At 65.2% G+C, this 23526-nt stretch carries 18 protein-coding genes and 1 pseudogene; 8 read left to right on the top strand and 11 right to left on the bottom strand.

Going from position 1 to position 23526, the window contains the following annotated elements:
- Positions 1-205 precede the first annotated feature (205 nt).
- The 5 genes and pseudogenes from BST40_RS33350 to BST40_RS21945 form a co-directional block, all read right to left on the bottom strand.
- Positions 206-310, bottom strand: coding sequence for an excalibur calcium-binding domain-containing protein (locus tag BST40_RS33350; protein ID WP_225722907.1), 105 nt, complete (start codon positions 308-310; stop codon positions 206-208).
- 591 nt (positions 311-901) lie between these two features.
- Positions 902-2755 carry an AMP-dependent synthetase/ligase gene (locus BST40_RS21960; protein ID WP_083155589.1) on the bottom strand — a complete coding sequence of 618 codons (1854 nt, stop codon included), beginning with the start codon at positions 2753-2755 and terminating at the stop codon, positions 902-904.
- A 165-nt stretch (positions 2756-2920) separates the two neighbouring features.
- Complete coding sequence (ilvA, locus tag BST40_RS21955) at positions 2921-4141, bottom strand: threonine ammonia-lyase (protein WP_089025261.1); 1221 nt, start codon at positions 4139-4141, stop codon at positions 2921-2923.
- Between the two features lie 218 nt (positions 4142-4359).
- Positions 4360-6442, bottom strand: a pseudogene (locus BST40_RS21950) (GH92 family glycosyl hydrolase); the annotation flags it as partial.
- Between the two features lie 72 nt (positions 6443-6514).
- The gene (locus BST40_RS21945; RefSeq protein ID WP_083155586.1) at positions 6515-7900 is read right to left on the bottom strand and encodes an FAD-binding oxidoreductase; all 1386 of its coding nucleotides are present in this window, start codon (positions 7898-7900) and stop codon (positions 6515-6517) included.
- 268 nt (positions 7901-8168) lie between these two features.
- Between BST40_RS21945 and BST40_RS21940 the strand changes: the two genes are divergently transcribed.
- Positions 8169-9359 carry a sterol desaturase family protein gene (locus tag BST40_RS21940; protein ID WP_158084029.1) on the top strand — a complete coding sequence of 397 codons (1191 nt, stop codon included), beginning with the start codon at positions 8169-8171 and terminating at the stop codon, positions 9357-9359.
- 56 nt (positions 9360-9415) lie between these two features.
- Here the strand turns inward: BST40_RS21940 and BST40_RS21935 are convergent, their stop codons facing one another.
- Positions 9416-10684 carry a cytochrome P450 gene (locus BST40_RS21935; RefSeq protein ID WP_075548024.1) on the bottom strand — a complete coding sequence of 423 codons (1269 nt, stop codon included), beginning with the start codon at positions 10682-10684 and terminating at the stop codon, positions 9416-9418.
- Positions 10685-10846: 162 nt separating this feature from the next.
- On the opposite strand from BST40_RS21935, the gene BST40_RS21930 reads away from it, so the two are divergent.
- The 3 genes from BST40_RS21930 to BST40_RS21920 are packed head-to-tail and all read left to right on the top strand — an operon-like array spanning position 10847 to position 13604.
- Positions 10847-11995 carry a M24 family metallopeptidase gene (locus tag BST40_RS21930; protein WP_082275506.1) on the top strand — a complete coding sequence of 383 codons (1149 nt, stop codon included), beginning with the start codon at positions 10847-10849 and terminating at the stop codon, positions 11993-11995.
- Complete coding sequence (locus tag BST40_RS21925) at positions 11992-13155, top strand: M24 family metallopeptidase (protein WP_082275507.1); 1164 nt, start codon at positions 11992-11994, stop codon at positions 13153-13155. The genes BST40_RS21930 and BST40_RS21925 overlap by 4 nt, the downstream gene beginning before the upstream one ends.
- Positions 13155-13604, top strand: coding sequence for a VOC family protein (locus BST40_RS21920; protein WP_083155579.1), 450 nt, complete (start codon positions 13155-13157; stop codon positions 13602-13604). Before BST40_RS21925 ends, BST40_RS21920 begins: the two co-directional genes overlap by 1 nt.
- 59 nt (positions 13605-13663) lie before the next feature.
- Here BST40_RS21920 and BST40_RS21915 read toward each other — a convergent pair whose 3' ends face one another.
- Complete coding sequence (locus BST40_RS21915) at positions 13664-14548, bottom strand: haloalkane dehalogenase (RefSeq protein WP_240316443.1); 885 nt, start codon at positions 14546-14548, stop codon at positions 13664-13666.
- 252 nt (positions 14549-14800) lie between these two features.
- Here BST40_RS21915 and BST40_RS21910 point away from each other — a divergent pair, with 252 nt between their 5' ends.
- Entirely contained in the window at positions 14801-15238 is a 438-nt protein-coding gene (locus BST40_RS21910) for a YciI family protein (RefSeq protein WP_240316442.1), read from the top strand.
- A gap of 51 nt (positions 15239-15289) precedes the next feature.
- Positions 15290-16426, top strand: a complete 1137-nt coding sequence (locus BST40_RS21905; protein WP_075548038.1) for a 6-phosphofructokinase — start codon at positions 15290-15292, stop codon at positions 16424-16426.
- A 91-nt stretch (positions 16427-16517) separates the two neighbouring features.
- Here BST40_RS21905 and ppsA read toward each other — a convergent pair whose 3' ends face one another.
- The gene (gene ppsA / locus BST40_RS21900) at positions 16518-18914 is read right to left on the bottom strand and encodes a phosphoenolpyruvate synthase (RefSeq protein WP_075548027.1); all 2397 of its coding nucleotides are present in this window, start codon (positions 18912-18914) and stop codon (positions 16518-16520) included.
- Complete coding sequence (locus BST40_RS33345) at positions 18911-19378, bottom strand: beta/alpha barrel domain-containing protein (RefSeq protein WP_244174444.1); 468 nt, start codon at positions 19376-19378, stop codon at positions 18911-18913. Before BST40_RS33345 ends, ppsA begins: the two co-directional genes overlap by 4 nt.
- Positions 19379-19485: 107 nt before the next feature.
- Between BST40_RS33345 and BST40_RS21890 the strand changes: the two genes are divergently transcribed.
- Positions 19486-20889, top strand: coding sequence for a WS/DGAT/MGAT family O-acyltransferase (locus BST40_RS21890; protein WP_075548029.1), 1404 nt, complete (start codon positions 19486-19488; stop codon positions 20887-20889).
- Positions 20890-20979: 90 nt separating this feature from the next.
- A complete protein-coding gene (locus tag BST40_RS21885) occupies positions 20980-21468 on the top strand; it encodes a hypothetical protein (RefSeq protein ID WP_075548030.1) in 489 nt (162 codons plus the stop codon).
- A 693-nt stretch (positions 21469-22161) separates the two neighbouring features.
- On the opposite strand, the gene BST40_RS29605 is transcribed toward BST40_RS21885, so the two are convergent.
- Together BST40_RS29605 and BST40_RS30240 are read right to left on the bottom strand one after the other, a co-directional pair.
- Positions 22162-22482: a hypothetical protein gene (locus tag BST40_RS29605; RefSeq protein ID WP_131808324.1), complete on the bottom strand. Its 321-nt coding sequence runs from the start codon at positions 22480-22482 to the stop codon at positions 22162-22164.
- A gap of 314 nt (positions 22483-22796) precedes the next feature.
- Positions 22797-23526: PPW family C-terminal domain-containing PPE protein (locus tag BST40_RS30240; protein ID WP_482805265.1), on the bottom strand; the 730-nt coding region annotated here is incomplete at its 5' end.

Raw genomic sequence — 23526 nt, 5'->3', positions numbered from 1 at the left:
TCGGGGAAACTCTCCATCCCCGCCCTCGGGTCACTAATTATCAGGGGGCGAGTGCCTCACCCAAGGTTGGCAGAGAGGGGAATCAACACCGGCTTCTTCACGAAGGCGGTCCGAAGTGCGCACCTAAGTGCGGCGTAACTCAGCTCTTCAATATGTTCGCCTGCGGCCGTACCGTGACGACCGCAGGCGTCGGTGGCCCGCCGGCTTATGACGTCGAAGGCCAGTCGGCTACAAATTCACACGCGATGCCGTTGTGGTTGAGGTCGAGATCGGCACGGTAGTGCGGGTCGCTCCGCGGGATATTGACCATACCCTGGCTGGCCACGCACTGTGACGAGTCAGACCCTGCATTAGCCAGCGGAGCTGCACCGATCCCGGCTGCCGCGATAGCCGCGCCGACCAGAAGTGTCCGTATCATAGGTCGTCCTAACTTTGAATGAGTCGAACTTGATTTCTTCATAACGCGATGGCAAGCGATTTTGTTCCGCTGGAAGGCAACGAGTGGGGCGGATTTGGTGGCAGTTCGCAGGGTCCGAGTTTTCGGCCCGCGAGATATTTCGTCGGATCGCGAAATCGTTGTCGGCTTGTTTCACAAATATGTTCGCCGATCCCGCAAACATGATTTCTTAACACCCGATCTCAAGTTCGACGGGGGCCGCGAATCTGTGAGCAGCGCATCGTCGCGTTCTTGTTGACCGGCGTCAGCCGATGATCGGAAAACGGCGCGTGGCGGCCAACTCGTCGAGTCCCGTTTGCATTACCTGCCGCACGTACGCGTCGACCTCCGCGGCGTCGGGATGCCCACCGAATTGCGTGGTGATATGGATCGGCGATGGTGTCGCGGGACCAGGGCATAACGCGCATCTTGGCCCCGGGGCCACGCCGAGAGGCTCGGCACGCCCTAGTCAGCCAAGTTGACGTCAGCCAAGTTGACGATGTCCGGTCCCGGCGTCTTCGCATACAGCTTGTCGATCTCGGCGGAATATTTCTCGGCGATCGGCCTGCGCTTGAGCTTCATGGTCGGGGTCAGTTCGTCCCCGCCCGGTTCCCACGGGGTGCCGACGATGACGAACCGCTTGATCTGCTCGACGCGGGAAAGTTTGGCGTTCCCCTCACGGACGGCGGCGGCAAGCATCTGGCCGGCCTCGGGGCGTTGCGCGAAGGCGGCGGCCGAGTGGTCGGCCATGCCGAGCGCGGCTGCCTGGGCGGCGGCAGCCTCGCTCTCGAGGACAATCAGCGCTGTCACGTAAGGCCGGGCATCACCGATTGCCACCACCTGGTCGATCAACGGAGACGTCTCCTGGATGGCCATCTCGATGTTGGTGGGGGAGAGGTTCTTTCCGGATTCGTTGACGATCAGCTCTTTCTTGCGATCGACGATCGTGACGAAGCCCTGTTCGTCGATGGTGCCGATGTCGCCGGTATGCAACCAGCCGTCGGCGTCGATCGCTTCGGCGGTCTTCTCGGGCTGCTTTCGGTAGCCGCGCATCACAATCGGCCCACGGATGAGCAGTTCGTCGTCGTCGGCCAGCGAGACTTCGACGTTGCGCAATGGCTTTCCGACCGAGCCGACCTTGTTCGCGTCGGGCCGGTTGGAGGTCGCGCCGCCCACACATTCCGACTCGCCCCACACCTCGTAGACGGGAATGCCCAGGCCCCAGAAGAATTCGATCGTTTCGACCGGGATGGCGGCGGCCCCGGTCACTCCCCAACGCAGGTGGTCCAGGCCGAGCGCGGCGCGCACCTTGGCCAGCACCAGACGGTCGGCGATCTTGTGGCGCAGGGCAAGTGACGGGGACACGGGTTTGCCGGCCAGCATCTGGCTGGCGGCGCGCACGCCGGTGTCGATGGCCCACAGCGCCAACCGCCGCTTGAGCCCGGTCGCCTCCGTGTCGAGCTTCGTCTCGATCCCGACCTTGATCTTGTGCCACACCCGCGGCACCCCGAGCCACACCGTGGGACGAGCATCCGGCAGGGCCTGCGCGATCGCCCTGGGGTCGGCGACGTCGGTCATCGGCACCCCCAGGACCATGTTGGCGTAGTGCCCGGTCACCCGGTCGGCGATGTGCGCATGCGGCAGGTACGAGGTGATCCGATCGTCTGGGCGCAGGTCGAGGAGGTCGACGATGGCCGCGAACTCGGCCATCACATTGGCGTGGGTAAGCTCGACCCCCTTGGGCGGGCCGGTGGTCCCCGAGGTGTAGATCAATGTTGCGACATCGTCGGGCAGTACCGACCGCCATCCCGAATCGAAATCGAAATCAGCTTTGTTCCCTAATGATTCGACATCTGCGAGGGTGTGGCAGCCGTCGATGTCGGCGTCGACGACCACCAGGTGCGCGAGATTGGCGCCGGCCGCCCTGATAGCGGGCAGAAAGTCTCTTTCGGTGAAGACGACCGCGTTCTCGGCATTGGTGAACAAGTACCGGATCTGGTCCGGCGCCGAGGTGTTGTAAATCGAGAACGGGATCGCGCCCAGGTGCATGGCGGCCGTGTCGGCCAAATGAAACTCCGGGCGGTTACGCAGCATGAGACCGACCGTGTGCCCATGTTGAACGCCGAGTGCGGCCAGTCCGGCGGCGATCTTCCGTACCCGATCGGCGTACTGGCGCCAGGTCAGGACCACGGCGTCGCCGGTCGTGCGGATGGCCACCGCGTCCGGCTTGAGGGCTGCGGTCTGCTGAAAGGCCTGTGGCAGCGTGGATACCAATGTCCCGCTTGGGTGCCGAACCACCGTTGGATCGCCATTGGTCATTTCTTGTCTGCTCCTTCGACCACGAGACTCACGGGAGTCGCCTCTCGCTTCCGGATACCCACCGGCGAATCTCCGGTTGCGTCGGTTATCACGGAGTCTTTCGCGTTTCTTGCGCCGGGAGTAGGGTCGTTTGTCCTCATCGCGGGCGCCCCGGGAGCACGCCCGCTAGGCGTCCTCGACGCAGACGACGAATCCGGCTCCGATCAGCGCCTCCAATACCTCCTCGCGGTGTGCTGCACCGCGGGTTTCGAGGGTAAGCCGCACCTCGACTTCATCCAGCGCCAGTTTGCGTGCGGTACGGACATGCACCACGTCAAGAACGCTGGCGCCGGTCGCGCTGACCACGGCGAGTAGCCTGCTGAGCCCACCGGGGCGGTCCGGGATGGTGACCTTGATCGCGAGGTAGCGGCCGGCTGCGCGCAGGCCGTGGGTGACCACGTGGGTCAACACCAGCGGGTCGATGTTGCCTCCGGACAAAACCGCGCACACTGGACCGTGCGCGTCGGGTTCGGGTGCCGATGTCATCACCGCTGCCACGGCTGCCGCGCCGGCCGGTTCGACGATGAGTTTCACCCGCTCTATACACAGCAACAGCGCGCGCGACAGTGCCTCTTCGCTGACCGTCTGAATGGAGTTGACGAATGCCCGGACATGGGCGAAAGGAATTGCCCCGGGTGAGGCGACGGCGATGCCGTCGGCCATCGTCGACATCGACTCCAAGCGCACCGGATGCCCGGCGGCCAGCGACGCCGGCCAGGCCGCCGCGTTCGCCGCCTGCACGCCGATGACCCGGACCTGTGGCGCCAGAAAGTGTGCCGCCGTGGCAATTCCGGCCACTAGGCCGCCGCCGCCGGTGGGCACCACGATGGTGGCGACATCGGGGATCTGCTGCAGGATCTCCAGCCCGACCGTGGCCTGGCCGGCGATGACGTCGGGGTGATCGAACGGGTGGATCAACACCGCGTCGTGCTGCTGCGCATATTCGCGCGCCGCCACCAGCGCGTCGTCAACCGTGTCGCCGACCAGGTGAACGTGCGCGCCATAGGCCTTGGTGGCCGCCAGCTTCGGCAGCGCGACGGTGACCGGCATGAACACCGTCGACGCGATCCCGAGTTCGGTGGCGGCCCAGGCGACGCCCTGCGCATGGTTGCCGGCGCTGGCCGCCACCACACCACGAGCCCGGTCCTCGACGCTGAGATTGGTGATCCGGTTGTAGGCCCCACGGGCTTTGAACGACCCGGTGCGTTGCAGGTTCTCGCATTTGAGCCACACCTGCTGGCCCGTGCAGTCGGAGAGTATTCGCGACGCGACGACCGGCGTCGGCCGGACCACCGGCTTCAGCAGCTCCGCCGCCGCATTGATCTGGTCGAGAGTCAGCAGTTCCACGGCTGGACTCGCAGCTCGGCCAGCCGGCGCTGGATCGTGATGTCATCGGCATTCATCGGTGGCTCCGTCGTCGTCGGGACAGGCCAAGGCTAAACGTGTCGCTCGCGTTGTGACTTCGGGCGGGCGCAACCCGGCCGTGCGACCCCGTCCGGCGCTGTTGGGTTCGGGAACCGACCGCACGAACCTCACGATCTCTGCTGCGACGGCGGAGGCGCTCCGCCGAACGATGGTGGCGCGGCGGACTCCGCGGTGCCCCAGACCGTGTTGGGGGTGGCGGAGAGCGAGAACGTCACGTCGCTGCCGGTACGGATCAAGGACTCCGGAAGAAATGCCTGATCGGTGGCGCGGCCGTCGATGCTGAGGCCGTTGTTGTACTTCAAGCCGTTGCGTCCGGACGCCCCCGGGGCGAAGATCCGGATGGTTTTGCCGCCCGGAATCGACAGCTGAGCGCGTTCGAACAGCGGTGTGTTCACGGTGAGGATGGGCGTTCCCGGGGTGCTGGGGAACAGCCCGAGCGCGGCCCAGACATACCAGCTGGACTGCGCGCCGAGGTCGTCGTTACCCGGCTCCCCGTCGGGTCTGGGGCCGAATAATTCGCTGCGCACCCGGTTGACCGTCTCCTGGGTTTTCCACGGTTGACCGACGTAGTTGTACAGCCAGGGCACCCCGAAGTTCGGCTCGTCGCCGGCCCACATATACGGCCTGTTGGGGCCGGCATTGAGTTCAGTCAGGAAGCGGTCGAGCCGGTCGGCCGCGGCCTGGCGGCCGCCGAGAGCGGTCACCAGGCCAGCGACATTCTGCGGCACCAACCACAGGTATTGCTCGGCGTTGCCCTCGTCGTATCCGTCCTGGCCGAAGCCCCAGAGAGGCTCCACGAAGCCCGGCCCGAGGGGGAACGCGCCGTCGGCGTCGCGGGGCGAGAGGTAACCGGTGGCCGGATTGAACAGGTTCTGCCAGTACTGCGCCCGGTTCTGGAACTCGGCAGCGGTCACGGTGTCGCCGAGCGCGTCGGCGAACCGGGAGATGGTGAAGTCGTCGAGCGACCACTCCAGCGTGATCGAGGCGCCGACGATGTTGTGGTCGGCGCGGACTCGTCCGTCTGGGGTGCGTAGCCGCGCTCCAGGTAGGTGGCGATCCCGGGTCGCTATCGCTGGCCTGCGCCGGGAACAGCAGTGCCTGCAGGGCCGCCAAGCACCGATAGGTGTCCCAATCCGAGAAGTTGGCGTACTGGGTGTGCCCCTGGGCCACGGTGTGGATGGTGCCGTCGAATCCGATATAACGTCCGTCGGCGTCGTTGAAGGTGTTGGGGTGCAACAACGTTCGGTATAGCGAGGTATAGAAGGTTTGCAGGTCGCCGCTATCGGTGCCGGCCACCGTGATGCGGGCCAGCGCGGCGTTCCACTGCGCTAATGCGGCGGCGCGGACCTCGTCGAAACTGCGTTCGCCCTCGGCCGCGAGGTTGGCCCGCGCCCCATCGACACTGACGTAGGAAATCGCGGTGCGCGCCTCGAGCACCGAGCCCGCCGGGAACTCCACGTACCCGCCGCTGTAGATCGAATCCGCGCTGCGGGCACCGGGATAGACCGCGTCACCGTCCCAGGTGCCATACGAGGTGAACGGCCGGCTGAACTCCATGGCGAAGTACACCGTGTAGGTGTTGTTCTTGCCGCAGAATCCACCGGTGGTAGCCGATCCGGTGATCGTGGTGTGGTCCTGGCCGATCTGGATGGTCGCGGCGTCGTTGCCTCCGAGCGACGCGCCGGAACGCACGTGGAACAGCGCAGGCTGACCGTTGGCCGGGTAGCTGAACCTGCCGACGCCGGTGCGCGTGGTGGCGGTCAGTTCCGCGGTCACCCCGGTGGCGGGGAAGCGCACCGTGTAGTAGCCGGGCACGCCCACCTCGGTGCCGTCGTGGGCGATCTCCTCCCAATCGGTCCAGGGACGCGGGCCGATCGGGGTGGTGGTCGGCAGCATCGAAATATCGCCGAACGCCGCGCAGCCCACCGAGGCGTGGGTCATGCTGAATCCGGTGGAGCGCGCGTTGTCGTGGTCGTAGCCGGCATAGGTATCGGTGGTGTCCGGCGAGTACTGCACCATGCCGAACGGCACCCTAGCCCCGGGGAAGTTGTTGATTTCGCCCACCGTTTCGCCGCCGGTCCCGGTGCCGATGAGCGTGTCGACGTGGTTGATGGGGTTCACGACGAACGCGGGTTGATCGGCGTGGGCCGCCGGTGGCGCACCGCTCAGCATCACGCCGACAATCGCCGCGACCAGCGCGGCCAGCGGCCTACCTGAGCGCATCGCTGGCTACCGTCTCGACGTGATCGTCGGTGAGTCTGTGCGCGGCCGCGAGCGCACCACGGTGTGGCCGCCTCACATCGTTTCGGCGGGGAAGAGAATATCGGGGTTGAGGATGCCCGCCGGGTCGAAGCTCTGCTTGATTCGGCGCATCAGCGCGATCTTGGCCGGGTCTTCAAGCTGCAGGAAGTACCGGGCCTTGGCGCGGCCCAGGCCGTGCTCGCCGGAGATCGCGCCGCCCAATTCCATTGCGAGCGCGAAGATGTCGGTCATCAGCTGCTTCTTCTTCGCCGGCTCCTTGCAGATGATGGCCAGGTGCACGTTGCCGTCGCCGGCGTGGCCGCAACCGATCGCGGCGCCGCCCGCGGCCGCCGCCAGCGCGCGTGCAGCACTGAGGAACGTCGGCATCGACGCGCGCGGTACCACGGTGTCGATGATGTCGTCGGCGCCCGCGGCCTTTGCCGCCCAAAAAGCCTTCTCGCGCGCCTCGATCAGCTTGCGCGCCGAGCTTCCTTCCAGTACGTAGGCGTCGATGGCTCCCATTTCGGCCAGCATCTCGCCGGCCGTCTCGACATCCTCGAGTAGCCGATCTGCGCTGCGATTCTCCACTGCCACGAGAAGGTACGCTTGACAGCTGTCGCGTACCTGATCCGGAATGCCCAACTCGAGGTTCTGGGTGTGCACCAGCGCGGCCATTGTCAGGTTGTCGATGTATTCCAGGATGTAGGGCGCCAGCCCGCTGGCGACGATCCTGGGCACCGCCGCCATGACCTGATCGAAGTCGGCGAACGGGGCCAGCACGCTGGCGCTGTGGTCCAGGCGTGGATGCAGCTTGACGATCACCTCGGTGGCCAACGCCAGGGTGCCTTCCGAGCCGACGATGAGCTGCGTCAGGTCGTAGCCGGTGGACACCTTGGCGATCTTGCCGCCGGTTCGGATGATCTCGCCGGTCGGCAGCACTGCCTGCAACCCGAGCACGTTATGGCGAGCTATCCCGTACTTGACCGCGCGCATACCGCCGGCGTTCGTGCCGACATTGCCGCCGACACTCGACGACAGCTCACCTGGATGAACCATGTACCCCAGCCCGGAATCGACGGTCGCGGCGTCCAATTCGGTCAGCGTCACCCCGGGCTGGACGACGGCGACCTGGTTAGCGATGTCCACCTCCAGCACCCGATTCATTCGTTCGAACGAGATCACCAGGCCGTCCTCGTGCGGCCGCGCCGCCCCCGACAAGCCGCACCCGGATCCGCGTGCCGTCACCGGAACCCGGTGGTCGGAGGCGGTCAGCAGCAGTTGCGAAACCTCTTCTGCGGTAGCCGGTTTGACGACATAGGCGGGCCTCTGCGGCGGCTGCGTCAACTCCTCGTCGTGGGAATAGTCGTCGGGAATTGCGTCGCCGCTGAGCACATGAGCACTCCCGACGATGTCCACCAGCCGCGCTGTGATGTCACTCATGGAAGGCCTCGTGTTTCTGCCGTGCCGACAGCGACTCACTCTATAGCCGGCCGCGGCCGAAAATCTCAGTTGGTTCTCAGCCGCGCGGAGCAGTCTGAGCGACGTGCACCCCTTCGCAGGGCCTCGCGGGTCGGGCCCGCCGCCTGACGGTGCCACATGGGCGCCACCATCGGGGGCAGCAACCGCCCCGCCGCGACGGGACCGTCTGGTGAGCGGGTTGGTCGTGCTGCACAGTGTTGAGTTAGCCATGCTATTGCAGGCTGCGGGAATGGTCGGGCGTCTCGCGCGGGCGCAGCCGGGGCACGGGGCGGGGCTGGCCATGGTGCCGGTGCTGACAGCGGTGCTGATGGTGGGATGGCAGGCGGTGCGGCTGCTTCGCGGGCAGCGGTCGTTGAACCCGGCCGGATTGGCCGTGCAATCGGGGATATTGATGACCTCGATCGCGGTGGCCGCCCGCAACCTCGTCCCCGGGTTCATCGGGATCGCGCTGGCGTGCGCGGTATTGGCCGGCTGGGGTCGACTCGCCACCTCCCGCAGCGCCGGCGTCGGGCGCCACGCCGGCGCTGCGCCGCCGCGGGTCGCCGGGACCGCGGCCCCGCGGCGAGCGTCGCACACCGGAATGGGTGGTGTCGTGCTGGCGGTGGTGACGGCGCTGGTGGTGCTGGCCGCGCTCAGTGTGCGCAGCGGCATCATTTTCGGGTTGGCGATTCTGGCGATCATCTTTATTCCGCTGGAGCGGCTGTTCGCGTTGCAACCCCGGCGAGTGTTGCGGCGCGGGTGGCGAACCGACGTGGTGCACTATCTGGTCAACGGAACCGCGCTGCGGCTTGGGTTGCTCGTCTCGGTGGTCGTAATCGGCGGATTGCTAAGGGTTTTCGTGCCCGCACCGGTGCGCGACTCGGTTTCGGCCAGTCCCGGCTGGGTGCAGGTGGTCGCGGGGTTGGCGATCGCGATGGTTGGTGGCTACGCCGGGCACCGCGCGGCCCATGAAGTGCCGCTGCTGTGGCGGTTCCACCGGGTGCATCACAGCATCCGGGAAATGGATTGGCTGGCAGCGAATCACCTTCACCCGCTTGACGAGACCTTCATCCGTTCGGTCGCGGTGCTGCCGCTGTACGCCCTGGGGTTCGGCCGGGTCAGCCTGGGCGCGTTCCTCGTCCTGATCACCATGCAGGCGGTCTTCATCCACGCCAACGTCCGGGCGAACTTCGGCCCGCTGCGGTGGGTGATCGCCACGCCCCAGTACCACCATTGGCACCACGCCCGTGAACCGCAGGCCTACAACAGCAACTATGCCGGCGAATTCCCGGCGCTGGATGCGCTATTCGGGACGCTGTACCTGCCGGCCGACCGCTGGCCCGCGCAGTACGGCGTCGACGACAGCGAGCCCGAAGGCTATCTGCGTCAACTTGCCTGGCCGCTGCGCGCAGCTTGCGCGGCCGGCGCTGCCCATTCTTGACGGCACAGTCGCCAGAGATTCCCGCTTCGGCCCGACTCCCGTTGGCGGGCAGGCGATTACCACGGGCGTTGGGTGCCTAGGCCCGGTGCGGGGGTAAAGGCGACCGGCAACTTGCCCAGCCCGGTCATGCTCGGGTTTCCCAGATACTGGTGCACGCCGTCGAGGTCGACCCGGTAGTCGGGGATGCGGTCGAGGACCGCCTTGACCATCACCTCGGCCATCAGTCGTGCCAGATGAGATCCGATGCAGCGATGCGGTCCGAGCCCGAAAGCCAGGTGGCGGTTGGGAGTGCGGTCGAGGACGATCGCCTCCGGTTGGTCGAACTCGTGCTCGTCGTGGTTGGCGGCCAGCCAGCTGATGACGACGCGGTCGTTGCGGCGCAGCTGTTGGCCCCCGACGGTCACGTCGCGGGTGACAGTGCGGCTCAGTTGCTGGTTGACCGAAAAGTAGCGCAGGAATTCGTCGGTGGCGGTGCGGTAGAGCTCGGGGCGCTCGATGAGTTGTCGGCGCAGCTGTGGGTGGGTGCCCAGGTGTAGCAGGGTCAGCGCGGTCTGTGAGGTGGTGGTGTCGACGCCGCCGGCGATGAGGTTCCAGATGATATTGAGCAGCTGCTGGTCGGACAGGCGCTCGCCGTCGAATTCGAACTGGATGAGGAAGCTGGTCAGGTCGTCGTGTGGGTCGGCCCGCCGGTTGGCGGCGAACTTCAGGACGTCGTGCATCATGGCGGGCGCGGCGGCCAGGGCGTTGGCGTACGAGGGGCTGTCTTGCGGCACGGCCATCACGGAGTGGAATAGGTTGGCATACAGGTGCCAGTTGTCATACGGCAGCCCCATCAATCTCATGGTCAAGATGGCCGGTACCGGGCTGGCGTAGTCGAGTACCAGGTCCATGTGCCCGTCGGCGCTGTGCTGGTCGAGAAACCAGTGCGCCGATTTCTCCATGAACGGCCGCATCTTCTCTACGGCGCCCGGGGAGAAGAACGGCGCCAGGGCGTGGCGCAGGGCCTGGTGGTAGGGGCCGTCGACTTCGCCGATGCCCAATGCCGGGTGACCTTCGGGACGTGGCACGCCCATCTCACCTTGGTAGTCGATGCCGTCGGGTGCGTTCGGTTCGTATTTGTGGGCGAAGGTGTCGCCGTCGCGGGCGGCCTGGCTGACCGCGTCGTAGCTGGTGAGAAACCAGAAGCCGCCGTAGTTTTGGTTCCATGCCACCGGGCAGGTGCGCCGGAGTTCGGCGTTGACCGCCAATTCATTGAGGTTGAAGTCGTCGGAATGATGGTCGAAATCGACTATCGCGTCTGGGCTGACGCCTGGGCGGGTGACCATCGAAAAGCCTTTCCTGGCAAGTGCGGTGTTGCCTCGTCGGCTTATTAGGCTATCTTTGCATTATTACGCATTCGAGGATGCGGAGGTAGCGTCATCGAGGATTGGTCGGCAGCAGCCACTATCGGCGGGGCGGCGATCCCGGGCACGCCCGACCTGGCCCGGATGCGACGGCAGCGATATACGCGGTTGCAGGTCGAGCTCGCGGCCGGCGGTCTCGACGGGCTGGTGTTGCTGGGCTCCAGCTCGGTGACATATGCGACCGGTGCTGCGATGCCGGCCGTCGCCGGTGACCGGGCTGCGCTGTTCCGCGCGGTCGCTGTGGTGGTTGCCGGGGAGTCGGCGCCGCACCTGTACACCATGTTCGACGACGGCGCGCCGGCAGAGGTGCAGCTGCATGAGCCGTTGTTCCCCGATCTCGAGGACGCGATGGCAGGGGTCGCCGCGGCGCTGGGCAAGCACTTCGTCTCCGGCGCTCGGGTAGGTGTCGATCATCTGTCTCATCCGATGCTGCGTGGCCTTTCAGGCATTGATTGGGTGGATGCGGCCGCGGTCCTGGGCGCGGCCAAGCTGGTGAAAACCGTCGACGAGGTGTCGTGTATTCGCCAGGCGCAGCGGCTCAACGAGCTTGCGATGGTCGACGCGCTGCGCCTGTTGCGACCTGGTGTCCGGCAGACCGATTTGAGTGCGGTGTTTCTTCGCCGGGTGTTCGAACTTGGTGCGTCGGCGTGCGGGATCGACCCGATCTGGCAGGTGATGACCCCAAGTCGCGAGCTGGGACCATGGACGCTGCACGGTGATCTGGCCTACCCGACCGTCACGACTGACCGGTTCCTGCGCCATGGCGATGTCATCTGGGTGGACGCCGGTGTGATGTGGCAGGGGTACGCGTCCGACTACGGCCGCACTTGGATTGTGGGCGCCGGCCCGAACGCCGCGCAGCTCGGGCAGTTTCGTCGCTGGCGGGCGGTCGTCGACGCGTGTCTGGAGGTCCTTGGGCCCGGGGTGTCCGGCTTGCGCCTGGGCGAGGTTGCGATCGAGGCCAACGACGGAGTCCGGCCGTGGATCGAGCATTTCTACCTCGCGCACGGCGTGGGCACCGATAGTGCCGAAATGCCCTTGATCGGAACGGATTTCGGTGCGGCTTTTGACTCGCAGCTGGTCATGCGGCCGGGCATGGTGGTGGTGTTGGAGCCGGTGATCTGGGATGACGGTGCGGCCGGTTATCGTTCCGAAGACGTTGTGGCCGTGACCGATACCGGATGGGTCAAACTCAGCGGCTCCACCTACGACCCTTATGGATTTGCCGCATGAGCCCCGTGCCGCGGGATCGCGGGGTGCGCATCGGGATGATGAGCCTCGAGGACGACGCTCGGGTCGACTTCGGTTGGTTGCGGGCTCAGCGGCGCGAAAAAGTGTTCTCCGCCATGGAGACCCACGATCTGGACGCGCTGCTGCTTGGCGGCGCCGGCAATGTGCGCTACGTGTCGGGGGCGCGGCTGCTCGGCCGCGCCGGGGTGCTGCCGTTCGCGCCGGCCGCGGTGGTGATGCGGTCGACCGCGCGGGTGCACCTGCTGTCGACCTGGGATGAGGGGGTACCGCCGGAGATCGCGCGTCAGGATCTGTACGGGTTGAGCTGGAATCCGGCCAATCTGATGGATTCGTTGGCCTCGATTCCCGGCTTGCGCGAGTCCGCCCGGGTGGGCACCGACGGATGGACACCGATGTTCGGCGGTTTGATTTCTCGGCTCACCGGCTCGGCCGAACTGGTCGACGCCGATTCGACACTGGCGGCTGCGCGCCGGATCAAGTTGGCCGAGGAGATCACCTGTCTCGAAGTGGCGTCCGCCATTTCGGAATCGGCCTTAGGCGCCATGGAAGACGCTTTGCGACCCGGAATGACCGAGCGTGACCTGCTCGGGGTGTACTACGAACAGGTGGCGCGGTTGGGCGCGCCGACCGCGCCGTCGGAGAGTGTTTGCTTTGCAACGCCTTCGCGTGGGCCGGTACGGTTTCGGCACCTGGCGTCGGAGCGTCCCATCGGGGACGGCGAACTGGTAGTGCTGGCTCCGGGTGCGCTGTACGCGGGGTATGAGGCCGGCCTGGCGCGTACCCGAGTGGCGGGGGAGTCGGCTTCGGCAGGGTCGGCGGATCTGGCGGCGCGGTGCGCTGCCGGCATGGACGCGCTGCTGGCGGCCTGCCGAGCCGGCAACACCGGAGCGGACCTGTATCGAGCGTGGGAGGACGCCGGTAATCGGGAGTCGCCGCTGCCGTTAGCGCACGGACTCGGGCTCGGTGCCGAACCGCCGGTCATCGGTGTGGGGCGTGGCAGCGACACCGCGCTCGACGAGGGCATGGTGCTGAGCGTGCAGTCCTGGGTCGCCGAAGAAGGCGTCGGGGGTTGCCTGGAGCGGGCGACCGTCGTCATCCAGGGCGGGGGAGCATCGACACTGACTCGCTATGGAAGGTTGTAATGTCTGGCAGCCAAGCTGTTTTCAACCATGTCGGGTTGTGCGTCAGCGATCGTCGACGGTCACGCCGATTCTATGAGGGCGTGCTTGGGTTCGAGTTCTGGTGGGAACTCGATGCGCCCGACCAAGGCACTGACCGGCTGCTGCAGCTACCGAAGCCGATCGGACTGCACGCGACGTATCTGGTGCGCGACGGGTTGGTGCTGGAACTTCTCGACTATTCGGGGCGCTCGGTCCAGCCCGGAGCGCAGCGGGTCATGGACCAGGTGGGGCTTACCCATATCTCGTTTTCCGTGCCCGACCTTGCTCACGTGCTGGCCAGCGCCGAGAGCTTCGGCGGGTCGGTGGTGGACGGGTCGGTGTCGGAGCAATCGGCGATGATCCGCGATCCCGACGGCCAATTGCTCGAACTGTTGTCGGATCAGTGGTTGGCGGTGCTGCCGCCTCGATAGCAGTGAAAAGGGTTGGGGCAAAGCGTGTTCCGTGGGCCGCGATGTCCCCGGTCCGCAGGTCAGCGGCGTCCGGGAAGGTCGAGGACGAAGTCGCGCAGGGCCATGCCGATGGCCTCCGGTGAGTCCTCTTGGATGAAGTGCCGCCCGGCCACCTTGATTTCCCGCTGGTTACGCCAAGTACGGGCGAATTCCAGTTCGCTGCCCCCTTCCTGGAGGATGGTGCCAGGGTCCGCGACGATCAGCAATTTCGGGATGTCGCTGTGCGACAGGAAATCTGAGTACTCCAGCACCAGCTTGTGCACATCGGCCGGCTCACCCTCGATCGGGATCTCGCGACCCCACAGCAGCGTGGGAATACGGCTGTGCGGGGTGGGATAGGGCTCGCGATAGACGGCCATCTCCTCGGCGCTCAGTTGACGCAGTACACCGCCGGGCAGCACCTGCTCCACGAACGCGTTCTGCTCCAAAGCCATCTGCTCCCCCCGCTCGGAGCGTAGCGCGCGGAAGAACGGCTCGAGGTCGGTGAATCCTGCCCAGGGCCGTGGCTGGACAAGGGCCTCCATGTAGGCGATGCCGGCAATCTGTTCGGGATAACGCAGCGCCCGATAGAACCCCAGCGCCGAGCCCCAGTCGTGCACCACCAGCACCACGCGCTCGGTGACCCCGACGTTATGGAACCACGCATCGAGATAGCGGGCGTGGTCGGCGAACCGATAAGAAAAGGTTGGTGAGGTCCCGGAGTTCCCCATACCGACCAAGTCCGGCGCCAGGCATCGGCCAAGGTTGCTGACGTACGGGATGACGTTTCGCCACAAGTAGGAGGAGGTTGGGTTTCCGTGGAGGAAGACGATCGGATCGCCCTCTCCGACGTCGACGTAACTCATCGCGCTGTTGTGCACGCCGACCCGCTTCTTCGGCCCGTTGATCGGTGGCAATGGATTCACAACTGCTCCCTGACGGCGATATCCGGGTGCCGGATCGTCGGCCCACGGTTATGCCCGACCCCCGGTTCGGGCCGGCTGGACAATGGGAGGGCATGGCTGTGCACGACCAGGTTCATCGGTTGCCTCCTGTGACATCGGTTGCAGTGTAGGCGCGCGGCGCAGCTTCGGGCGGCCGATAGCGCCCCGGAAGAAGTCGGCGGTGCCGGTGTCGGCCGACCAATGTCGGCGAAGTGCCACCTCGGATGCGGCGCTGTGACGCAGAATTGCGAGGCACAGCACGCCGACAACGAGGAGTTGATCGAGGTGGACCGGATCGAAGCGCCGAAAGTCATCGAGGATTCGGGCGACCCGGTCGGGTTGAAGCTGTACGTCGTCACCTCGACGGCGTCACGCGGTGCAGATGCCGTGCAACAACACCTCCAAGATCACTTTGCCTACCTGCGTGAGTTGGAAGACCGCGGAGTGCTTTTCGCTGCGGGCCCACTATGGACCGACGACGGCGAGTACTTCGAAGGCGACGGCATGCTGATCTACCGCGCCAGCTCGGTCAGCGAGGCCCAGGCGATTGCCGACGGCGATCCGATGCACGCCAGCGGCGCACGCACCTATCGCATCAGACCGTGGTTGATCCATGACGGCAATATCGGAGTCCGCGTATTTCTTTCCCAGTCGCGCCACGAGCTGCTGTGAACCCGTTTTGAGCCTCACGCCCCAGAGGTGCTCTGGCGTAAGGTGCGCGTGGTGAGATCTTCGATAAAGCGGATTGCGCTCAGCACCGGCGGCGGTGATGCGCCCGGGCTCAATGCCGTCATCCATGCGGCCACGCTGGCCGCACGTAATCGTGACTGGGAAGTCGTCGGGGTTCGCGACGGCCTCAACGGGTTGCTGTTGCCGGACGCCTATCCCGACGGCGGGTTAATAGAACTCACCCGCGACCGGGTCCGCGGCATCATCCACCAAGGCGGCACCATCATCGGTACCACCAATCGCGGCAACCCCACCGCCTATCCGGTGCAACAGCCCGACGGCACCTGGATCGAGATGGACCGCACCGCAGAACTGTTGGGCCGCTTCGAGGAACACGGAATCGACGCACTAATCCTGGTCGGCGGCGACGGATCGATGGCGATAGGTCAGCACCTGCACAACGCCGGGCTGCGGCTGGTCGGGGTGCCCAAGACGATCGACAACGATCTGGACAAGACGACCTCGACATTCGGCTTCGACAGCGCGGTCGACTTCGCCTCGGAGTGCATCGACCGGCTGTTCACCACCGCGACATCGCACGGCCGCATCATCGTGGTGGAGGTGATGGGCCGCTATGCCGGCTGGATCGCCCTGAACGCAGGCATGGCGTCGGGAGTACACGCGATCCTCATCCCGGAAATCCCCTTCAGTCTCGACCCCGTCGCGGCGGTGATCCGGGACCGCGAACGGCACGGCGCGAAGTTCTCCATCGTCTGCGTCGCCGAGGGCGCCCGGCCGGTCGGCGGCGAGGTGTCGATCGTGGGCAAGTCGGTGGGCCAGGCGGAGCGTCTCGGCGGCATCGGCGCCAAAGTGGCCGCCGAGCTCGAACGGATGACCGGACGCGAGGCACGCACCGTGGTGCTCGGCCACTTGCTGCGAGGCGGCTCGCCGACCTCGTTCGACCGCTTGCTCGGTCTGCGCTTCGGCGCCGCGGCCGTCCGGGCTCTCGACGAGGGGCACAGCGGTGTCATGGTGGCGCTGAATCCACCGACCGTCGACTATGTGCCACTCGCCGAGGCCACCCACCGGCAAAAGACGGTCCCGCTGGACTGCGACTCGATCCTGACCGCGCGGGATATGGGGATCAACTTCGGGGATCAAATGCCCACCCATAGCGCGATCGGTGGCTGACCCGACGGCGATGTCGTCGCGGCACGCTGGTTTCTCACATCTTTCCGCGAGGATGCGGATTTCGGCGTGAGCCGCTGCGATGCAAGGGAATTCATTTCCTCGACACCACCTGTTGCTCCAGCTCGAGGATCTGCCGGGTGGTCTTGACCACCACGTCGGGGTTGAGGCTGATCGAGTCGATACCGATGCGCACCAGAAACTCGGCCATATCGGGGTAATCCGACGGCGCTTGCCCGCACAGCCCCGAGTGAATCCCGTTGCGGCGACAGCCTTCCACGGCCAGCCGGATCATCTCCTTGACACCGTCGTCGCGTTCGTCGTAGTCGAAGGCCACGATCTCGCTGTCACGGTCGACACCGAGGGTGAGCTGCGTCAAATCGTTGGAGCCGATGGAGAAACCGTCGAAGCGCTTGGCGAACTCGTCGAGCAGGATGACGTTGTTCGGGATCTCGCACATCGCATACACCTCGAGTCCGTCGCGGCCGCGCTGCAAACCGTGTTCGGCCATGGTCTGCAGCACCAGGTCGGCTTCGGCGACGCGGCGCACGAACGGCAGCATGATGACGACGTTGGTCAGGCCCATCTGCTCACGCACCCGTTGCATCGCACGGCATTCCAGTGCGAAACCCTCGGCATAGGCCGGGTGCGCGTAACGTGAGGCTCCGCGGAAGCCGAGCATCGGGTTGCTCTCGGTCGGCTCGAACCCGCTCCCGCCGATTAGGCTGGCGTATTCGTTCGTCTTGAAGTCCGACATCCGCACCACCACGGGCTTGGGCCAGAAGGCCGCCGCGATCGTGCCGATGCCCTCCGAGAGCCGCTGGACGAAGAACTCGCCCCCGTCGGCATAGCCGTAGGTGAGCCGATCGATCATCCGGCGCGCCTCCGCGTCGTCGACCTTGTCGGGATGCAGCAGGGCCAGCGGGTGCACCTTGATGTATTCGCTGACGATGAATTCCATTCGGGCCAGCCCGACACCGTCGTTGGGCAGGAACGAGGTCTTGAAAGCCAGATCGGGATTGCCCAGATTGATCATGATCTGGGTACGTGGCCTGGTGAGGTCCGCTACTTCGGTGCGGTCGACGTGGAAGCCCACCTCGCCGCGGTACACCCGCCCGGTGTCGCCTTCCACACACGACACCGTGACGACCTGGCCGTCGGGGACGCTGGTGGTGGCATCGCCCGCGCCGACCACGGCCGGGATGCCGAGTTCGCGCGCGATGATCGCCGCGTGGCAGGTGCGTCCGCCGCGGTTGGTGACGACGGCGGCGGCGGTCTTCATCACCGGTTCCCAGTCCGGCGTGGTTGTGTCGGCGACCAACACCTGGCCGGGCCGGAAGTCCGACAGCCGCCCGAGGTTGTCGATCCGTTTCGCGATGCCCGTGGCGACCTTCTCGCCGACCGAGCGGCCCTCGGTGAGGATCTCGCCTTTACCTTCCAGCACATAGGTTTCGATGGTCGTCAGGCTGCGTTGGGAGGCCGCCGTCTCGGGGCGGGCCTGCACGATGTAGAGCTTGCCGTCCAGACCGTCTTTGGCCCATTCGATATCCATCGGGCGCCGGTAATGTCCCTCGATGGTGCAGGCGTAGCCGGCCAGTTCGAGTACGTCCTCGTCGGTGATGCAGAACCGAGCACGGTCGGCCTTCGGCGCGGGGATGTTGCGGGTGGTCTGCTTCGTCCCGCCTTCAACGAAGACCATCTTCACCGCCTTGTCACCGATCAGGCGGCGCAGCACGGCGCGATGTCCGGCCAGGTAAGTCGGCTTGTGGACGTAGAACTCGTCCGGGTCGACGGCGCCCTGCACCACGTTCTCACCCAGCCCGTAGGCTCCGGTGACGAAAACGACGTCGTTGAAGCCGGATTCGGTGTCGATGGTGAACATCACCCCCGAGGAGGCGAGGTCGGAGCGCACCATCTTCATGACACCGATCGACAGCGACACCTTGAACTGGTCGAAGCCCTGGTCGATGCGATAGTGGATGGCCCGGTCGGTGAACAGGCTGGCGAAACACCGGCGGCAGGCGTCGAGCAGGCTCTCGGCGCCGGTGATGTTGAGAAAGGTTTCCTGCTGGCCGGCGAAGCTGGCCGTCGGCAGGTCCTCGGCGGTCGCCGAGCTGCGCACCGCGAGGCTCACGTCCTCGCCGTACTCGTCCTGAAGCATGCGGTAGGCGGCCACGATCTCGGCCGCCAGGTCGTCGGGAAGCCCTGCGCCGTAGACGATTTCCCGGGCACGTTTGCCTTTGCGCGCCAACGCGGTGACGTCGTCCGGGTCGAGATTGTCGAGCTCGGCGTGCAGCGCGCCCCAGGCGCCGGCGCTGTCCAGCATGTGTTTGTAGGCCTGGGCGGTGATGGCGAACCCGTGCGGGACGCGGATACCCTGCTCGGACAGCTTCTGATACATCTCGCCGAGCGACGCGTTTTTGCCGCCGACGAGCGGGACGTCCTCGATGCCGAACTCTTCGAAGAAGCGAATGTAGTTGAACTTGCTCATGATATTCCTCCGGTTGCGTGTTGGTAGGTGTCCCTGGATCCGCTGTTGCCTTTGCGCGATGCCCAGACGTAGTCCGCGCGTTCCTGGGTTTCAGAGCCCTCGATGGCGGGAGCCGCCAGCAGTCCGCGAACCCCATTGAGCACATGAAAACCGTTGCGGTTCATCCGGTTACACAATCCCAGCGGGAGCATGCCGGCGTATTCCGGACCATGGCGCAGCAGCGCCGACGCCCACTGCACCACGTCAGCCCGCCACACCTGCTGGTGACGTCCGGCGCGGGCATCGGTGAGCCTGGCCGGGATGTTGTCGCCGGCGGGGCATCCGGCATGGCACGGCGGCAGCAGGTCGACGTAGACCGGCCGACGGTCGCGGACCGGGCCGGCACATCGCGCTGCATACGGTAGGTCAGGTAGAGCCGCGGGATCGCCGCGGGGCACGAACTTATCGGCGTCACCGGACGTCATGGTGCTGACGATATGACTCGTCGTGCGACTGTGCTGCTTTCGTTTGGCCCTCAAGGTGAGGACTTCCGACTCTGATCGGAAGGCGCGCGGCGGCGGAAAGTAGCGGAATGGAGCATTTGACCGCCCTTGACGCCGCTTTTCTCGAGGTCGAAGACTCCGATCCACACGTGAGTCTGGCGATCGGCGGATTGTCGATCATCGAGGGACCGCCGCCGTCCTATGAAGAATTCGTCGCTGCCTTCACGCAGCGTGCTTCGGCGATTCCGCGTTGCCGGCAGCTGTTGCGGACACACCCGCTGGATCTGGGCCCGCCCGAATGGGTGGATGACCCACATTTCGACATCTCCCGACACCTGCACCGTCTGGCACTGCCGCACCCCGGCGGTGACGCCGAACTGTTCGAGATGGTTGCCACCGTGATGGAGCGCCGGCTTGACCGTGAGCGGCCACTCTGGGACTGCTTCATGGTCGAGGGGCTCAGCGACGACCGTTGGGCAGTGCTGACGAAGCTGCACCACTGCATCGCCGACGGAATCGCGACCGCGCAGATGTTGGCGAGGTTCAACGACGGCGGCGGCGGCGACACCTTCGCCACCGACATCCGCGCCGCCAAGGAACCCGATCGGCATGGGTTTGGCCTGCCGAAGGTCAGCCTCAACCCGTTGACCTGGGTCAGCGGCATGGTGCGGGGTGCGCTGGACGCGGCCGCAGTAGTCGAGCATGTCACGGTGGGCGCGGCCGAACTGGCGGGCAGCCTGCTCAGCCCGGCGCCGGAGTCGTCGCTGCACGGACCGGTCACGGCGATGCGGCGATACCATGCGGCCCGAGTTCGGTTGGCGGACTTGCGTGAGGTTGCCCAGGCCTTCGATGTGACGCTCAATGACGTCGCGCTGGCGGCAATCACCGCCAGCTACCGCCAGCTGTTGCTGGACCGCGGGGAACAGCCCGGCCGTGACTCGCTGCGCACGCTGGTTCCGGTGTCGGTGCGGGGGGTGAACCAGTTCAGCGTGACCGACAACAAGGTTTCGGCGATGCTACCGTTGCTGCCCGTCGATGAGGCGGACCCGGTAAAGCAGCTACAGCTGGTGCACAGTCGACTCACCCGGGCAAAAGGCAGCGGCCAACGCGAAGGAGCCAGCGCGGTTGTTTCGGCGGCCAGGAACGTTCCATTCGCTTTCTCGGCGTGGACCATTCGATTGCTCAGCCATCTGCCGCAGCGGGCGGTTGTCGGCTTGGCCACCAACGTCCCCGGTCCGCGGAGCGAGCAGAAGCTGATGGGCCGGCGGGTGCTGGAGATCCTGCCGATCCCGCCGATCGCCCTGCAGTTGCGCACCGGTGTGGCGATGGTCAGCTACGCTGACAATTTCGTCTTCGGCATTACCGCGGACTACGACACCGCGCCCGATATCGAGGCGCTGGCGGCGGGGATCGAGGACGGGGTGGCGCGGCTGCTCGCGGTGAGCCGTGCGCGCCGCGGCAGGCGCGGGCCCAAGCCGCGTGTTGCCGGGTGAGTCAGGTGGTCTGCCGGAACTCGGCGCCCGGGTTGACCCGCGAAAGCTCTCCGGTCGCGGGCCAGGAGCTTAGCCGATATAATATCTAGCATGGCTAAACAATTGCATGCGGTCGAAGGTGTCAGCGACGGCGGGCAGCGCGCGCTGACGATCATTCGCCCGCTGGTAAACCTGTTGCTGCGCACCCCTTTTGCGGGTTCGGCGGGTAAGCACTTTATGGTGTTGAGCTTCACGGGGCGTAAGACAGGTCGCGAGTATTCGATACCGATAAGTGCCCACTGGTTGGATGACGGTCTTTTCGTCCTCACCCGCATGCGATGGAAGAACAACTTCCGTAACGGTGCCACCGCCGAGATCTATTACGATGGCAAGCCGATGACCATGCATGGCGAACTCATCGAAGACCGTGCCACCGTCGCCGATCTCGTCCATCGCTGCGCCGAGTCCTATGGGGTCAGGCGCGCGCAACTGATCATCGGATTGAAGTTCCGCGACAAGCGCATACCCTCAGTCGAGGAGTTCGCCGACGCGGCCGAACGTCTGAACTGGGCCGTTGTCCGGTTTACGCCGGCCGACTAGCGGCGGGGCATCTCGTCGGTGACATTCCGGCCCCGCGGTCGCCTCGCGATTGGGGCGTCGCGCATCCCCGGTTGCCGCCGAATTGTCACCGCGACACTGTAATTACGCAGGCGACACGCCGATGGCGGTCGTCGTGGCTTCAGTCTCGACGAACGGCACCACGGTTGGTCCCAGCGACGGCTGCACATTCGCGCGATCCGAAGCTCAACTAATCGCGCTCCCACCACAAACCCACGTCGGCTCTTTGGATGTGGCACGCCGCAAGTACCTTGCCTGGCTGCGGGTTTCGTGTCTCAGGCGTCAGCGTGCCGTCGTCAGCAAGGCGCGCGGACCGGGCTGTGTGGACTGCGTTCCCGCCGATCGCTTCAGCTCCTACTGGGCGCCATCGCCGGGTGGGCGAGGTGAGTCGGGTCGTCGATCACCGCGGCGTTGGCGATGAAGCCGAAATCCATGCTGTCGTGGAGTTGCCAAGGCTCGTTGACCGGTTTCCTGGCAGCGTAATCCGACGTGCTCTTTGAAGCCGTCGAACATGGAGCCCATCGGCTTCAGTTTCGGGAGCGCTCGTTCGTCCTTGGTCTCACATCTCTGAGCCTCGGGCTTAGTCAGGCGAGACGAAAAGTCGTTGTCGACGGAGGCGAAATGGTTGCATAGCCCAGTGCTCACCGAGCACTGGGCTATGCGGATTGAGCGATTCTAACGGCCTGGCGTGGGAGAAGGTGCGGGTGAAGGCTGCGCATGGTTGGGCACACCGTGGCCGCCATTCGGAATTTCCATCACCATCGCGGGGTATTCGCGCTGATGGTGATGGGGCTCGCTGGCATGTTCGCTATAGACAGCCATCCCAAAGCCAGCGAAGAATATTCCGGCAACGACTACTAGGGTCCCGACGACAACGGTGACCCACGCCGCGGCTTTAAAAATCTTTGGGGTGTCCGATTTTTGTGGGGCCATTGTCGGCGCGGGCATTACTGTGTCAGAAGTTCCATTAACAGGAGTGTTGGATGTTTCAATCACGTGCCGATTTTAGTCGCATTAACTGAATGTGCACTACGCATTACCCGGCTGATGCCTGTGAGCCGTAGCAAGTCAATAACCTTCGGTTATGGGTTGATCGAAGGTTTCGATTAGGGCGTCAGAACTGCTTCCGGAAGATGGTTTCGACGATTATTCCCATCACTATATCGATTAATGTCGAACTGCTGCTATCGGGGCGGCTACGCAGTTCGGCCGACGCGGTCCTCGGTGAAACCGGATTTCAGCTGTTCGGGAGGCCGTTTGCGGTCAATGTTCGCAATTTTTAGATCGGCTAGGGCGAATGCCGGAGATCGTTATACCCCAACCGTCACTGCTGGTTGTGGAATCCAGGTGGCCGGCAGCATCGGCGTCCGTGCCCCGTCACCGAACTCGGCACCTCTTATGGTGGCCAACCCGCTGGCGTGCACTCCGGTCCCTTGTTCGGCAGTGCCTGCAAATCCTGGTGTTCCGGCACCTTGGTGGCTGGGCGTGACCGACACCAACTGCGACTGCGACAGCACCGGCGAGACACCTGCCACCGGTTCTACCGCAGCGATTTCGGTGGCTGCTACCGGTGTTGCCGCGGCCATCGCCGTCAATGGAGCGGACGCAGTGGCCAGTGTCGCCAACGGCGCGCCTGGGACACCGGCGATCTGGGGGACAACGCCGCCAGCCAACATCGCGGTTAGCAGCGGAGAGAAACCCAGGAGATTCCCGATCACCCACTCAAGCAGGATCTTTACCAGACCGAAGTACCCGTAGGCCAGGAAGTACGCGACCAGCAAGCAATTAATACCAAACTCGATGAACAGCGGAGCATCTTCGATTAATTGGAGCACCAGCCCAATTACGTTAAAACTCAAGACATCTAATGCCAGCCACAGCACCGCCAATCCGAGCGGAATGAGCTCTGACAACAATGTTGGAAGTACTTCCCACAGCAGCCGGCCTACATAGTCCAGAAGCTCGCTGATTTGTTGCCATGGGAAGGGTGTGAGGGTGGTTTGGGCGGCGGTGGCGGCGATGGTGCTGCCGGGTTTGATG

The organism is Mycobacterium persicum, from assembly GCF_002086675.1.
Taxonomy (GTDB): domain Bacteria; phylum Actinomycetota; class Actinomycetes; order Mycobacteriales; family Mycobacteriaceae; genus Mycobacterium; species Mycobacterium persicum.
Note: the sequence above shows the minus strand (reverse complement) of the source record. Positions and strands in the feature narration are given on the sequence as shown.